Source organism: Aureimonas sp. Leaf427 (genome assembly GCF_001425485.1).
GTDB lineage: Bacteria > Pseudomonadota > Alphaproteobacteria > Rhizobiales > Rhizobiaceae > Plantimonas.
Genome location: NZ_LMQW01000007.1, coordinates 13,932 through 27,709 on the forward strand (window position 1 = coordinate 13,932; position 13,778 = coordinate 27,709).

Genomic DNA, 13,778 nt, shown 5'->3' on the forward strand with positions numbered 1-13,778 from the left:
CCGACAGGACCCTCATGAGCGCCCATGCCCTTCGCGACGCAACGCTCGCGGACATTCCCGCCATCACCGCCATCTACCGCCATGCCGTTCTCCACGGCACGGCGAGCTACGAGCTGGCGCCGCCCGACGAGGCGGAGATGGAGCGGCGCTTTCTGGCGCTGACCGGGGAGGGCTATCCCTACATCGTCTCCGAGGACGGCTCGGGCACCATCCTCGGCTATGCCTATGCCGGCCCCTTCCGCGCGCGGCCGGCCTATCGCTGGTCGGTGGAGGATTCGGTCTATCTGGCCCCGGACGCGCAGGGCTACGGCGTCGGCCGAGCGCTGCTCCTGCGCCTCGTCGAGCTATCGGAGGAGCTCGGCTTCCGCCAGATGATCGCCGTCATCGGCGGCTCCGACCACGCCCCCTCGATCCGCCTCCACGAGCGCGCGGGCTTCCGCACGATCGGCATCTTCCAGAATTCCGGCTTCAAGCACGGAAAATGGATCGACACGGTCTTCATGCAGCTTCCGCTCGGTGAGAGCGGAGAGACCCCGCCGGACGAGGCGGCCTATCCGGGGACGATGTTCAAGGGGTGAAGGGGGCGGCGTTCGCCCGCCGAACGGCCGACGGACTGCCGCGCCTTGCGGCGGAGGCGCCATGGCCACGGGGGAACGGGTCCACCGAAAGCCGGGAAACCTGGAGCGGCAGGACGGCCTTCCGTTTCGTCCGTTCTATTCCACCACCGCCACGGCCTCGACTTCGAACAGCATGCCGTCGAGCGCCAGCCGGGGGACGGGCACCAGGGTCTGGGCCGGCCGTGCCTCGCCGAAGGTTTCGATCACCTGGCTCGTCAGGACGCCGAGCTTGGACGGGTCGTGATCGACCACGAAGATCGTGAGCTTGACGACCTGGTTCGGCTTTGCGCCGACGGCGTCGAGGGCGGTGCGAAGGTTGGCGTAGGCCTGCTTCACCTGGGCTGCGAAGTCGGGCGACAGCGCTCCTTGGCCGTCCGCTCCGCCTTGGCCGGATATGAAGGCGAGCCGGCCTCCGGCGGGCGCGATGACGGCTTGGCTGTAGCCGAAGGCGGTCGGGTCGAAGAGGCCCGGCGGATTGCGGATGGTCGGCTCGTTCGCTGTCGCGATGGCGGGCATGAGGGTCATGAAGATCAATCCTCTGGCAGTCAGATGCCTCAGTGCGCGTGACATGAGTCTTTTCCTGCCTCTTGGCTTTGCCGGTTGCGGGTGACGATGGCCTCGCGGAAAGTCTCTCGGGATCGATCTTCCGCCGCGGCGCGTCGGGAGGTACCTAACGAAGCCCTGTGGCCACCGTGGTGTCAGCAGTGTTCGCTCGGACGGGACGAAAGACAGATGCGGCGTGCGGACCGGCTCCTTCAGATCGTTCAGGCTCTGCGCCGCCGGCGCGGGCCGATGACGGCCCAGGCGCTCGCCGACGAGCTGGAGGTCTCCCGACGCACCATCTACCGCGACGTGCTCGACCTTCAGGCGTCGCTGGTGCCCATCGAAGGCGAGGCCGGCATCGGCTACGTCCTGCGGCCCGGCTACGATCTGCCGCCGCTCATGTTCACGGTCGAGGAGATCGAGGCCATCGTGCTCGGCGCCCGCCTCGCGCGGGACCGGGGCGATGCCAGGCTCGCGCGGGCCGCCGACGACGTCCTGGCCAAGGTCTCGGCCGTTCTTCCGCCGCCTCTCGCGGTCGCGATGGAGCGCTCGGCGCTTCTGGTGCCCTCGAGAGCCGACGACGACGCGGCCTTCGGCCCCTACATGGCCACGCTCCGGCAGGCGGTGCGCGAGCGCGCGAGGCTTCGCATCGGCTATGCGGATGCGAGCGGCGCCGTCACGACCCGCGTCGTCTGGCCCCTGGCGCTCCTCTTCTTCTCCCGCGTCACGCTTCTGGGTTGCTGGTGCGAGCTGCGGGCGAGCTACCGCTTCTTCCGAACCGACCGCATCGAGGACCCGCAGGCTGTGGGCGGCCGCTTCGACGCTCGAAACGGCGCGCTCCTGGACGAGCTGATGACGAACGAATGCTCGCCGTCTTGAGAGCCGGAGAGCGACCTCCGAGGCCATCGTCGTTTGTACTTCGAGATGCGGAGCACACGGGCGCGATGACGAAGCTTCTCAAGCAAGCACTTGCGATCATCTATGTTCGCTATGGAACACCAAATGTCGCGACCATGCGATGCGATCATGCCGATCGGCGAGTTGGCCTGCAAAGTGGGCTCGCCGTCAGATGGCAGGCGCCGCCGAATCGACGTTCGAGGTTGCAGGCTGGAGTGAGATCGGTGGCGTGTGGTACGCTCGCGGACAGCGGAGTACCCTATGGAAGTTCCTGAACAGGCGCGTGTATCGGCCGAAGAGTTTCTCGACTGGGTTTTCGACCAGGACGGGCGCTTCGAACTTGTCGACGGGTACGTCGTCGAGATGATGGCGGGAGCCAAGCAGGGACACAACGTCGTCGTCAGCAATATCGTCATGTCCGTGGGGCCACAGGCCAAAGCCGGCGGCTGTCGAACCACTTCCAGCGACACGGCCGTGCAGACGGGCACGGACGGAATACGGTTTCCTGACGTGGTCGTCGACTGCGGGCCTTCCGATCCCAACGCGACGGTTGCCGCCAACCCAACTCTGGTGGTCGAAGTCTCGTCGCCCGGAACGAGTCAGGTCGATACGACCGACAAGCTCGACGAGTACCAGCGGCACCGGACCATTCAGCTCATCATGTTCGTCGAACCCGGCGTCGTTTCAGTAAAGCTCTACAGACGGGACGGGAAAGGGCTATGGAAGGCGGAGAAGTACGAGGACCTCGAGGATGAGATCGTTCTGCCTGAGATCGGGTCGGTTCTCTCGTTGCGCGATGTCTACGACACACTCGCACCTCGCCATCGGCCGCGCTTGAAGTTGATCGAAGCAGACAGCAATCCGAAAATGCGCTGATCTCGGATCGAGCGACGACATGGCCGCGCCGAGGCGGGTCGATGGCGTCTGTTCTACCGCTCCTCGACCGAGCGCAGCGCCTTGTCGAAGACCTTCAGCACCTGCCCGAGTTCGTGCCCGCGCTTCATCACGAGGCCGCCGGCGGCGGTGACGGAGAAGGCGCCTTGGCGGCGGGCGAGGCGGGGGGTCTTCTCGACGCGGAAGAGCGGCATTTCGCTGGTGCGGCGGAAGATCGAGAAGACCGCGCGGTCCTTCAGCATGTCGATCGCATAGTCCCGCCATTCGCCGGCCGCGACCATGCGGCCGTAGATGTTGAGGATCTCGTTCAACTCGCGCCGGTCGAAGGCGACGATGCCGTGCGCGGCGGCGGACGAGGGGGCGGGGGCTGGCGGATGTCGGGCGGAGGGAAAATCGATGACCTTGGCGCCTTCGCCACGCTCTCCGCCACTCTCCGCCAGTTCCATGAGACCTCGCCACTCTCGAGTTCGCGCCATCCGAAGGGCGCGCCGGGCTTGTTTTGCGGCTGTCCTTCGACGGCCCGACCCCAAGCGTCTCATGAATTAGGGGAGGCGGCAAAAGCTTTTCAAGCGCAGGCCGTGCGTTCGAAGATGCGTCCAGCTTGGCGACAGGCCGGGCGAAGGGCTAACTCGTCAGGACATCGGAGCGTCTTCCGTGCGTCTTTCGGGACGGCGTGACCTTCGGAGGTTTCGACGGGTCAGGGCCTGCCGGATGGGCTGCAACCGACCGTTTGGCTTCGCCTCTTCGGTTGTGAAACCGGGAAGCGCCTCAGAATTCGATCGCGGCGGCGGCGAGGATCGGGCCGGGCTGGCCGCCTTCGGTGACGCTCTGGAGGATCGCCGCGCAGCCGATCTTCGTGGCGGGATCGGGCTTCAGCGCCGCCAGGGGAATTTCGGTCTCCATCGGCTTGTCCGAGCCCATGCCGAGGATGCGCCAGTCGCGCACGGCATGGCTGTCGATGAGGGTGAGGCCCTTGTTCTCGCCACGCTCGACGGGCGTCTCGGTCGTCTCGGTGAAGGTCACGAGCATGAGGACCGTCGTGGAGCCGGGGCCGCCCGAGCCGTTCTCGACGCCGACGCGCAGGCGTTTTCCGTCGACCGAGAGCGTCAGCAGCGCCGGCGAGGGCTGGAGGCTCGTCTCGGCCAGCGCCTTGCGGATGTCGTCCTCGCGCGAGCCGATGGCGCCGCGCCGCCCGTTCACCACCATTTGCGGCGTGTAGATGCCGCCCTTGCCCAGCGCCTTGGCATAGGCGCGTTGGCGCTCGGTGTTCTCGCGCGAGCCATGCGTGTCCTGCCAGCCGATATAGTCCCAGTAGTCGACGTGATAGGCGAGCGCGACGAGGCGGGAATCCTCGGAGAGGCGGGTCAGCAGCTTGTCGGCGGTCGGGCAGGAGGAGCAGCCCTGGCTGGTGAAGAGCTCGACGACGCCGGTCACGTCGCGGCTCGTCACGCTGCGCTCCTCGCTCGCCACGACCGGGCGAGCGGCGAGGATCGCGATGAACGCGGTCGCGACCAGGAGGGCCGGATGAAGGTCGGTCACGACGGGTGCCCTCGAACGGATCGCGGCATCGCCGGGCGCCGCGGGGTGGCGCGCGTCGGTGCACGCCGTCCCCCCACCGCTTCGGCTGAGCGAATGAGCCCGGACGCTAGAGAGGCGCGGCCACAACAACCAGTCACTTCCCCTTGAAAGCCGCGCGAAGGTTGCGCCGAACGAGGCTCCTTCTGTGGAACTTCGGCCCGAAACGCAACCGGCCGGGGACATGCCCCGGCCGGTTCCCGATGTCGAAGCCGCGATCAGGCGGCGAGCTTGCGCAGCACGTAGTGCAGGATGCCGCCGGCCTTGAAGTATTCCAGCTCGTCCAGCGTATCGATGCGGCAGAGGAGCGGGACCTTCACGACCTCGCCATTGGCGCGGGTGATGACCGCCTCCATCTTCTGGCGCGGCTGGATCGTGGTCAGGCCCTCGATCGTGACCGTCTCGTCGCCCTTCAGCTCCAGCGTCTGCCAGGAGGTGCCCTCCTCGAAGAGGAAGGGCACGACGCCCATGCCGACGAGGTTGGAGCGGTGGATGCGCTCGAAGGACTGCGCGATGACGGCGCGCACGCCGAGAAGCACGGTGCCCTTGGCCGCCCAGTCGCGCGAGGAGCCGGTGCCGTATTCCTTGCCCGCGAAGACGACGAGCGGCACGCCCTCGTCCTTGTACTTCATCGCCGCGGTGTAGATCGGCAGCTGCTCGCCCGAGGGATAGTGCTTGGTGATGCCGCCTTCGACGCCGGGCACCATCTGGTTCTTGATGCGGATGTTGGCGAAGGTGCCGCGCATCATGACTTCGTGGTTGCCGCGGCGCGCGCCGTAGGAGTTGAAGTCCACGGGGCGGACCTGGTGGCTGACGAGATAGTCGCCGGCCGGGCCGTTCGACTTGATCGAGCCGGCCGGGGAGATGTGGTCGGTGGTGATCGAGTCGAGGAAGATGGACAGGACGCGCGCACCGTGGATGTCGGTGACGGGTTTCGGCTCCATCGTCATGCCCTCGAAATAGGGCGGGTTCTGCACGTAGGTCGAGCGGTCGTCCCAGTCGTAGGTGAGGCCGCCCGAAACGTCGATCTTCTGCCAGTGCTCGTCGCCGCGGAAGACGTCGGAGTAGCGGCGCTCGAAGAGGTCGCGCGTGACGCTCTTGCGCACGATCTCGGCGATCTCCTGCGTCGTCGGCCAGATGTCGCGCAGATAGACGTCGCGACCGTCGCTGCCGATGCCGAGCGGCTCCTTGGTGATGTCCACGAAGAGCGAGCCGGCGATGGCATAGGCCACGACGAGCGGCGGCGAGGCGAGATAGTTCGCCCGCACGTCCGGGTTCACGCGGCCTTCGAAGTTGCGGTTGCCCGACAGGACCGAGCAGGCGACGAGGTCGTTGGCGGTGATCGCCTCGGAGATCGCCTCCGGCAGCGGGCCGGAATTGCCGATGCAGGTCGTGCAGCCGTAGCCGACGAGATTGAAGCCCATCGCGTCGAGATCGGCCTGAAGGCCGGCCTTCTCGAGATATTCGGTCACGACCTGGGAGCCGGGCGCGAGCGAGGTCTTGACCCAGGGCTTGGGACGAAGGCCCAGCGCATGCGCCTTGCGGGCGACGAGGCCGGCCGCCACGAGCACGTTCGGATTGGACGTGTTGGTGCAGGAGGTGATGGCCGCGATGACGACGTCGCCGTCCGCGATGCCGTGCTTGGCGCCCTCGACGTCGTAGCGGCGGGCGGTCTCCGGCGTCTGGCCGGCCTGTCCCGCGCCCTCGGCGAGGAAGCGCGCGTCACCCTCGGACGAGGGGGCGGAGGACTTCTTGCGGCCGCCCTGCAGCTCGGGAAGGACGCGGGTGAAGTCGGATGCGACGTCGGTCAGCGCGACGCGGTCCTGCGGGCGCTTGGGACCGGCGAGCGAGGGGACGACGGTGGCGATGTCGAGCTCGAGCGTGTCGGTGAAGACGGGGTCTTCCATGCCCTCTTCGCGGAACATGCCTTGCGCCTTGGAATAGGCCTCGACGAGCGCGATCCGGTCCTTGGCGCGGCCGGTGACTTCCAGGAAGGCCAGCGTGTCGTTGTCGACCGGGAAGAAGCCGCAGGTGGCGCCGTATTCGGGGGCCATGTTGGCGATGGTCGCCTGGTCCTCAAGGGTGAGGTTGGAGAGGCCGGGGCCGTAGAACTCGACGAACTTGCCGACGACGCCCTTCTTGCGCAGCATCTGCGTGACGGTGAGCACGAGATCGGTCGCGGTCGTGCCCTCGGGCATCTTGCCGGACAGGCGGAAGCCGACGACCTCGGGGATCAGCATGGAGACGGGCTGGCCGAGCATGGCCGCCTCGGCCTCGATGCCGCCGACGCCCCAGCCGAGGACCGAGAGGCCGTTGACCATGGTCGTGTGCGAGTCGGTGCCGACCAGCGTGTCGGGATAGGCGATCGTCTCGCCGTTCTCTTCCTTCGTCCAGACCGTCTGCGCGAGATATTCCAGGTTCACCTGGTGGCAGATGCCGGTGCCGGGCGGCACGACGCGGAAGTTCTGGAAGGCTTCCGAGCCCCAGCGCAGGAAGGTGTAGCGCTCGCCGTTGCGGTCGTACTCGACGTCGACGTTCTTCTTGAACGAGTCGGCCTGGCCGAAGAAGTCGACCATGACGGAGTGGTCGATGACGAGATCGACGGGGACGAGCGGATTGATCTTCTTGGGGTCGGCGCCGAGGCTGGTCGTCGCATCGCGCATCGCGGCGAGGTCGACGACGGCGGGAACGCCGGTGAAGTCCTGCATCAGCACGCGGGCGGGACGATAGGCGATCTCGTGGCCGGCCTTGCCGCGATCTTCGGTCCAGGCGACGCAGGCGCGGATGTCGTCCGCCGTGACCGTGCGTCCGTCCTCGTTGCGCAGGAGATTCTCGAGGAGCACCTTCATCGAGAACGGAAGGCGCGAAGCGCCGGGAAGGCCGTTCTTCTCGGCCTCCTTCAGGTCGAAATAGACGTACTGCTTGCCACCGACGTCGAGGGTCTTGCGGCTCTTGAAGCTGTCTGGATGGGACACGGAGGATGGTTCCTTCTCGGACCTTGCCGTCGATCCCCAAAGGCGAACGAAACTCTCTAGCGCGAACGCGCCCGAAAGATGCGGGTACGACCATTTCCGCCCGTCCGCCCCGATCCCCGCCGGTGCCGGGCGAGGGTTCATGGGGTCGGCGCTGATTTCACTCCACCCCGGTCGCTGGCGTGGCCGCGGTCCTTATAGGCAAGTTTGTAACGCCTATAAAGGGCATCGCCGTGCGGTGCGGGAGGAATCCGTCGACATGGCAAGCGCCGCGTAAGCCTTTTGCGCCGAACCGGCCGCGCCGGGCGGGCGAGACTGGACTGAGGGCCCCGCGATCTGCCATCTGTCCGGCATGACGACGCTCGTGTGCCGCTTCTTCGAAAGTCCGTCCGCATGACGATTCGGCTGTCGGTGCGCGGCCTCCTCGTCGCGCGCGGGGCCGAGCGGATCGCCGGGCCGCTCGACATCGACGTGTCCTCCGGCGAGGCGCTCGTCGTCACCGGCGAGAACGGGGCGGGCAAGTCGACGCTGCTGCGCACGCTGGCCGGGCTCCTGCCCGCCGGCGGCGGCACGATCCGCGTTGCGGGCGCGCTCGGGCCGGACGGCGAGCCGGCGCGGGGCCTTGCCGAGGTCGCTCATTATCTCGGGCACCGAAACGCGATGAAGGCGGGGCTGACCGTCGGCGCCAATCTCGACTTCTGGCGGCGCTTTCTCGGGGGCGCCGAGGGTCTCTCGACGCGGGAGGCGCTGGAGGCGGTCGGGCTTTCCGGGGCGGAGCGCTCGCCCTTCGGCTATCTTTCGGCCGGCCAGCAGCGCCGCGCCTCGATCGCGCGGCTTCTCGTCGCCCGGCGCCCGGCCTGGATTCTCGACGAGCCGACCGGCGCGCTGGACGCGGCCTCGCAAGCCCTCTTCGCCGGGCTCCTCGCGCACCATCTCGAAGCCGGCGGGCTTCTCGTCGCGGCGACGCACCAGCCGCTCGGCATCGAGGCTCTAGAGCTTCGGCTGGAGCGGCGGCGGACGGCCCTTTCGGGGGCGGAGGCCGGTCCGGGCATCGCGGATGCCGATCTGGCCGCCGCCGAGGGCTGGTCGTGAGGGCGATCTTCGCGCGGGACCTGCGCATCGCCTTCGCCGGTGGCGGCGGGGCGGCGACGGGGCTGATCTTCTTCCTCGCCGTGATCGCGACCATTCCCTTCGGCGTCGGCCCCGATCTGAAGCTCCTCTCGCGGATCGGCCCCGCCATCCTCTGGATCGGCGCGCTCCTCTCCGCGCTTCTCACCCTCGACCGCCTGTTCCAGGCCGACCGGGAGGACGGCACGCTCGACCTCCTGCAGATGGGGGGCACGCCGATGCCGCTGGTCGTGCTCGCCAAATGCGCCGCGCTCTGGACGGCCAGCTCGCTGCCGCTGGTCCTGGCCGCGCCGCCGCTCGGCCTGCTCCTCGGGCTCGAGCCGCAGGCCGGGGCGGCGGTCGCGCTGACGCTTCTCGTCGGCACGCCCGCCATCGCCTTCATCGGCGCGGTCGGGGCGGCGGTCGCGGTCGCCCTGCCGCGCGGCGGGCTGCTCGTCTCCGTGCTCGTCCTGCCGCTGGCGATCCCGGTGCTGATCTTCGGCGTCTCGGCGAGCTACGGCGCGCTGAACGATCCCGATCCCTTCCTGCCGCCGCTCATGATCCTCGGCGCCCTCACGCTCATCTTCGCCGTCGTCGGGCCGCTGGCGGCGGGGGCCGTCCTGAAGGGCGGGGGCGATTGAGACGAAGGCCGGGCGGGGGGCGACGAAAGTGGCAGGGCGGATGACGAAATGGGCATTTGCCCGTCTTTCGGAGAGATTCTAGACTGGGGTCATGAGCGATCTCTCCGCGACGCGGGGGCGGTTCTCCGTCCTCGCCAATCCCTCCCGCTTCCTGGAGCTGTCCGGGGCCTTGCAGCCCTGGCTCTACGCTCTGGCGGCGCTGGCGCTCGCCGGCGGTCTGGGGCTCGGGCTCCTCGCGCCCGAGGACTACCAGCAGGGCTCGACGGTGCGCATCATGTTCATCCACGTGCCCTTCGCCTGGCTCTCCATGATGATCTGGACCGTCATGACGGCCTCGGCGCTCGGCACGCTCGTCTGGCGCCATCCGCTGGCCGATGTCGCGGTGAAGGCGGCGGCGCCGATCGGGGCCGTGTTCACGGCGCTGGCGCTCCTCACCGGCTCGATCTGGGGCCGGCCCATGTGGGGCACCTGGTGGGTCTGGGACGCGCGGCTGACCTCGGTCTTCATCCTCTTCCTCATGTATCTCGGCCTGATCGCGCTGACGCGAGCGCTTTCCGATCCCGGCCGCTCGGCCAAGCCCGCCGCGATCCTCGTCCTCGTCGGCTTCATCAACATCCCGATCATCAAGTTCTCGGTCGACTGGTGGAACACGCTGCACCAGCCGGCGAGCGTTCTGCGCGCGGACGGCCCGACCATGCCGGCCGCCTATCTCTGGCCGCTTCTGGTCTCGGCGATCGGCTTCTCGCTTCTCTTCTTCGCGCTGCATCTCAGCGCCATGCGGACCGAAATCCTGCGCCGGCGCGTCGCCGCGCTGACGCGGCTGGCCCTACGCCAGACGGAAGGCTGATCCGATGCAGAGCGATTATGCGGCCTTCATCCTCGCCGCCTACGGGCTTTCCGTCCTGGCGCTGGCCGGGATCGGGGCCTGGGTCTTCCTCGACGGGCGCTCGGTGCGCGCCGAGCTGAAGGCGCTGGAAGCGCGCGGCCTGCGCAGAAGGTCGGACCGGGAGCCGGCGCGATGAGCGGAGACGCTCATCCGGCCGACGCAGCGCCCCGCCGCCGCTCCTGGCTGGCGGCGCTGCCGGTGCTGATCTTCGCGGGGCTCGCCGGCATCTTCCTCTACCAGCTCGTCTCCGGCCACGACCCGCAGGAAATCCCCTCCGCCCTCATCGGCGCCAAGGCCCCCGCGACGAGCCTGCCGCCCCTCGATGGCCTCGTCTCGGCGACGGGTGCGCCGGTGCCGGGGCTCGATCTCGCCCAAGGCGACGGGCGCCCGACGCTCGTCAACGTCTTCGCCTCCTGGTGCGGGCCCTGCCGGCTGGAGCATCCGTTTCTGCTCGGCATCGCGCGCGATCCACGGGTCCGCCTCGTCGGCATCAACTACAAGGACAAGCCGGAAAACGCCCGGCGCTTCCTCGGCGATCTCGGCAATCCCTACGCCGCCGTCGGCACCGACGTCTCCGGGCGCGCGGGCATCGACTGGGGCGTCTACGGCGTGCCCGAGACCTTCCTCGTCGCCGCGGACGGCACGATCCTCTGGAAGCAGACGGGTCCGTTCTCCGAAAAGGACGTGGCGGAGAAGCTGGAGCCGGCGATCGCGCGGGCGGTGGCGGGCGGGGGATAAGGGCCCGCCCTTCGGCTTTACGGCGCGCCGAGGACGGGTCAAGATGCCAGGATCGCCATCGGGTTTCAGGACGCTGCCATGAGCCAGCAACGCACACTCCGCATGGACGACCGGTTCGATCGCTTCATCGACGAACGGGCTGGAAGCGATGATTATGAAACGGCGGAGGATGTCGTCAGGGCCGGTCTACGACTTCTGGAAGAGCAGGAAGACGAGATGAAACAGCTCCGCATCGCGTTCGGCGAGCACGCAGGCCCGGCCTTGTCGCTCGAAGAGGTCCGTCAGGCGATTCGGGATGGAGAGGCGAGCGGCGAGGCGGGGCCGCTCGATGTCGATGCCATGTTCGAGGAGATCGTCGCCGAGGCCGAAGCGCGTCGGTGACGACGCCGATCTTCACGGATCTCGCGCAGCGCGATCTTCGCAGGGCCGCTGCTCAAAGTCTCAAGCTGTTCGGTCTTCGTCAGTCACGGCGCTATGTCGACCGGCTGACCAAGGGTGCCGATGCCCTCGCGCGGGACCCGCGAAGAGGCCACATCTTCGATCCCGAGTTTCCGCATCACCGCCGTTTTCTCGTCGAAGCGCATTATCTGATCTACCGCCAGCGTCCGGACGGCGGCATCTTGATCGTGCGTATTCTCCATTCCCGGATGAACCTCTCGTCCCATCTTTGAGCCGATGATCGAACCTTCCTTCTCCTTGCGCATACCCGACGGCGACGAGCACGAGCGGCGGGCCTGCGACCATTGCGGCTTCGTCGTCTACGAGAACCCCAAGATCGTGGTCGGCTCGGTCGTGCGGCACGAGGGGCGCATTCTCCTCTGCCGGCGTGCGATCGAGCCTAGGGCCGGCTTCTGGACGATCCCGGCGGGCTACATGGAGCTCGGCGAGACGCCGGAGGAGGGCGCGATGCGCGAGGCGCGGGAGGAGGCGGGGGCGAAGCTCGTCATCCAGCGCCTGCTCGCGGTCTATTCCGTGCCGCGCATCAGCCAGGTTCAGCTGATCTATCGCGCGACGCTGGCCGATCCCGACATGGCTGCGGGGCCGGAGAGCCTGGAGATCGCGCTGTTTCGGCCGGAGGACATCCCTTTAGACGAGCTGGCCTTCCCGTCCGTGCACTGGGCGTTGAACCACGACGCGGAGGCCGAGGCCGGCGCCTCGCCCGTGCCCTTCGGCAATCCCGAGGGCTCGACGGGCGACCGGATGCCGGACGGCCGGCGGCTTGCGACCGAAGAGTTCTGAACTCGCGCGGGCAGGTTTCACGGCGAGCCCGCCTGCTGACCCGCGCTTCTCGTCTCCACCGGAAGCCGCCTCCGGCCTCCGGTGCTTCCCCTCGGTCGGTCAGCCGGCGGCGGCTTCGTCTGCGGTGCGGCGGATTTCGGCGGTGAGGTCGGCGGGCAGGTTCAGCCGGGCGGCGAGCTGGTCGAGATAGGCCTTTTCGGCGGGATGGTCGGCGTCGATGGCGAGAACCGAGGCGGTGTAGACCTCCATCGCGGCCTCGGGCGTGCGGGCGCCTGCCACGAGATCGTCGATCGACAGGGGCTTTCGCATTTCGTCGACGACGAAGCCCTTCTCCTCCGCGTCGAGATCGAGGTCGTCGATGCGGCCGAAGATCGCCTCCTGCTCTTGCCTGTCGATATAGCCGTCGGCCTTGGCCGCCGCGATCATGGCGGAGAGCATGAGGCGGGCGCGGGCGTCCTCCTCGCCAGTGGGGAGGAAGGCGGTGCCGGCCGGCGCGGGCAGCTCGCCCGCGGCAGGCGCCGCGATGCGCGGCAGCGGGCTCGCGCCGGGAAGAGCGGGCGCGCCGGCATTGTTGGCCGCCCAGGTCTGATAGGCCTTGTAGGCGAGGCCCGCGACGATGGCCGCGCCGCCGAGCTTCAGGGCCGTGCCGCCCATCTTGCCGACGCCGCCCATCTTGCCGAGGCCCTTGCCCTTGAAGAGCTGCGAGGCGAGTCCGCCGGCCAGACCGCTGGTGAGAACGGAGGCGCCGTGGGTGCGGATGAGGCCGCCGATCTGGTCCTGCAGCGAGCCGCCGCCCGAACCGCCGCCAAGCCCGCCGAAACTGCCGCCCTGCGAGGACGGGGAGCCGAAGCCGGAGGGCCGGCCCTGGCCGCTCTGGCCGGATTGCGAGCCGAGGAACTGGCCGAGAAGCTTCTGGACGTCGAGCATGAAGGGTTCCGATCGCGAAAGTTGCGTTGTCCGGCATATCGGGATGCCGACGTGGCAGGACAATGCGCGTGCGGGCGATCGGCTCCGAGGGGCGTTACGGCTTGCCGCCCGTATAGTCCTTGATCAGCGGCTCGGTGGCGTGTCGCTTCAGGAGCGGGATCTGGAAGATCATGAAGATCATGGTGATGGGCATGGTCGCCCAGACCTTGAACCCCGCCCAGAAATCGGTCGAGAAGTTGCGCCAGACGACCTCGTTCATCGCGGCCATGACGAGAAAGAAGAGGCCCCAGCGCAGCGTCAGCTTGCGCCAGCCGGCATCGTCCAGCTTGAAGGCCTGCTCGAAGACGTAGCCGAGCAAAGCCTTGCCGAAGAAGAGCCCGCCGAGAAGGATGACCGCGAAGAGCGAGTTCACGATGGTCGGCTTCATCTTGATGAAGGTCTCGTTCTGAAGCCAGAGCGTCAGGAAGCCGAAGACGACGACGAAGAGGCCGGAGACGAGCGGCATGATCGGCAGCGTGCGCGTCAGCGACCAGGAGACGGCGAGCGCGAGGACGGTCGCGGCCATGAAGAGGGCGGTCGCGATGAAGAGCGGCCCGCCGAGCTCGGCCAGCGTCGGGAAGCGCTGGGCCAGCCATTCGCCGCGCGAATTGGCGAAGAAGAAGACGACGAGAGGCCCGAGCTCCAGGGCGAACTTCAGAAGCGGGTTCATGTCCTTCTTCGCCCGCGCGGGTCCGGGAGCGTT

General features: G+C 68.2%; 17 protein-coding genes. 11 read left to right on the forward strand and 6 right to left on the reverse strand.

Features of this window, described 5'->3' with window-relative positions:
• Positions 1 to 14: 14 nt before the first annotated feature.
• Positions 15 to 578, forward strand: a complete 564-nt coding sequence (locus ASG62_RS06340; protein WP_056695370.1) for a GNAT family N-acetyltransferase — start codon at positions 15 to 17, stop codon at positions 576 to 578.
• Between the two features lie 135 nt (positions 579 to 713).
• Here ASG62_RS06340 and ASG62_RS06345 read toward each other — a convergent pair whose 3' ends face one another.
• Positions 714 to 1,187 carry a RidA family protein gene (locus ASG62_RS06345; RefSeq protein ID WP_056695372.1) on the reverse strand — a complete coding sequence of 158 codons (474 nt, stop codon included), beginning with the start codon at positions 1,185 to 1,187 and terminating at the stop codon, positions 714 to 716.
• Between the two features lie 162 nt (positions 1,188 to 1,349).
• On the opposite strand from ASG62_RS06345, the gene ASG62_RS06350 reads away from it, so the two are divergent.
• A complete protein-coding gene (locus ASG62_RS06350; protein ID WP_056695375.1) occupies positions 1,350 to 2,039 on the forward strand; it encodes a helix-turn-helix transcriptional regulator in 690 nt (229 codons plus the stop codon).
• Positions 2,040 to 2,318: 279 nt separating this feature from the next.
• Positions 2,319 to 2,933 carry a Uma2 family endonuclease gene (locus tag ASG62_RS06355; RefSeq protein ID WP_056695377.1) on the forward strand — a complete coding sequence of 205 codons (615 nt, stop codon included), beginning with the start codon at positions 2,319 to 2,321 and terminating at the stop codon, positions 2,931 to 2,933.
• Positions 2,934 to 2,986: 53 nt separating this feature from the next.
• Here the strand turns inward: ASG62_RS06355 and ASG62_RS06360 are convergent, their stop codons facing one another.
• The 3 genes from ASG62_RS06360 to acnA form a co-directional block, all read right to left on the reverse strand.
• Positions 2,987 to 3,397, reverse strand: coding sequence for a DUF2794 domain-containing protein (locus ASG62_RS06360; protein WP_056695378.1), 411 nt, complete (start codon positions 3,395 to 3,397; stop codon positions 2,987 to 2,989).
• 322 nt (positions 3,398 to 3,719) lie between these two features.
• The gene (locus tag ASG62_RS06365; protein WP_056695379.1) at positions 3,720 to 4,490 is read right to left on the reverse strand and encodes a DUF1223 domain-containing protein; all 771 of its coding nucleotides are present in this window, start codon (positions 4,488 to 4,490) and stop codon (positions 3,720 to 3,722) included.
• Positions 4,491 to 4,744: 254 nt separating this feature from the next.
• Positions 4,745 to 7,501, reverse strand: coding sequence for an aconitate hydratase AcnA (gene acnA / locus ASG62_RS06370; protein WP_056695381.1), 2,757 nt, complete (start codon positions 7,499 to 7,501; stop codon positions 4,745 to 4,747).
• Positions 7,502 to 7,897: 396 nt separating this feature from the next.
• On the opposite strand from acnA, the gene ccmA reads away from it, so the two are divergent.
• The 8 genes from ccmA (at position 7,898) to ASG62_RS06410 (ending at position 12,109) form a co-directional block, all read left to right on the forward strand.
• Positions 7,898 to 8,590, forward strand: a complete 693-nt coding sequence (gene ccmA, locus ASG62_RS06375; RefSeq protein ID WP_082537281.1) for a heme ABC exporter ATP-binding protein CcmA — start codon at positions 7,898 to 7,900, stop codon at positions 8,588 to 8,590.
• Positions 8,587 to 9,246, forward strand: a complete 660-nt coding sequence (gene ccmB, locus ASG62_RS06380) for a heme exporter protein CcmB (RefSeq protein WP_056695386.1) — start codon at positions 8,587 to 8,589, stop codon at positions 9,244 to 9,246. The genes ccmA and ccmB overlap by 4 nt, the downstream gene beginning before the upstream one ends.
• 91 nt (positions 9,247 to 9,337) lie before the next feature.
• Positions 9,338 to 10,093 carry a heme ABC transporter permease gene (locus tag ASG62_RS06385; RefSeq protein WP_056695388.1) on the forward strand — a complete coding sequence of 252 codons (756 nt, stop codon included), beginning with the start codon at positions 9,338 to 9,340 and terminating at the stop codon, positions 10,091 to 10,093.
• 4 nt (positions 10,094 to 10,097) lie between these two features.
• Positions 10,098 to 10,268 carry a heme exporter protein CcmD gene (gene ccmD / locus ASG62_RS06390; protein ID WP_056695390.1) on the forward strand — a complete coding sequence of 57 codons (171 nt, stop codon included), beginning with the start codon at positions 10,098 to 10,100 and terminating at the stop codon, positions 10,266 to 10,268.
• Positions 10,265 to 10,870 carry a DsbE family thiol:disulfide interchange protein gene (locus ASG62_RS06395; RefSeq protein ID WP_056695392.1) on the forward strand — a complete coding sequence of 202 codons (606 nt, stop codon included), beginning with the start codon at positions 10,265 to 10,267 and terminating at the stop codon, positions 10,868 to 10,870. Before ccmD ends, ASG62_RS06395 begins: the two co-directional genes overlap by 4 nt.
• Before the next feature lie 78 nt (positions 10,871 to 10,948).
• On the forward strand, positions 10,949 to 11,251 hold the full coding sequence (locus tag ASG62_RS06400; protein ID WP_082537269.1) for a type II toxin-antitoxin system ParD family antitoxin: 303 nt from the start codon (positions 10,949 to 10,951) through the stop codon (positions 11,249 to 11,251).
• On the forward strand, positions 11,248 to 11,541 hold the full coding sequence (locus ASG62_RS06405) for a type II toxin-antitoxin system RelE/ParE family toxin (RefSeq protein ID WP_056695397.1): 294 nt from the start codon (positions 11,248 to 11,250) through the stop codon (positions 11,539 to 11,541). Before ASG62_RS06400 ends, ASG62_RS06405 begins: the two co-directional genes overlap by 4 nt.
• 25 nt (positions 11,542 to 11,566) lie before the next feature.
• Positions 11,567 to 12,109 carry an NUDIX hydrolase gene (locus ASG62_RS06410; RefSeq protein ID WP_244487597.1) on the forward strand — a complete coding sequence of 181 codons (543 nt, stop codon included), beginning with the start codon at positions 11,567 to 11,569 and terminating at the stop codon, positions 12,107 to 12,109.
• A gap of 99 nt (positions 12,110 to 12,208) precedes the next feature.
• Here ASG62_RS06410 and ASG62_RS06415 read toward each other — a convergent pair whose 3' ends face one another.
• Complete coding sequence (locus ASG62_RS06415) at positions 12,209 to 13,036, reverse strand: tellurite resistance TerB family protein (RefSeq protein WP_082537270.1); 828 nt, start codon at positions 13,034 to 13,036, stop codon at positions 12,209 to 12,211.
• A 94-nt stretch (positions 13,037 to 13,130) separates the two neighbouring features.
• A complete protein-coding gene (locus ASG62_RS06420) occupies positions 13,131 to 13,745 on the reverse strand; it encodes a septation protein A (protein WP_413814183.1) in 615 nt (204 codons plus the stop codon).
• Positions 13,746 to 13,778: the final 33 nt, after the last annotated feature.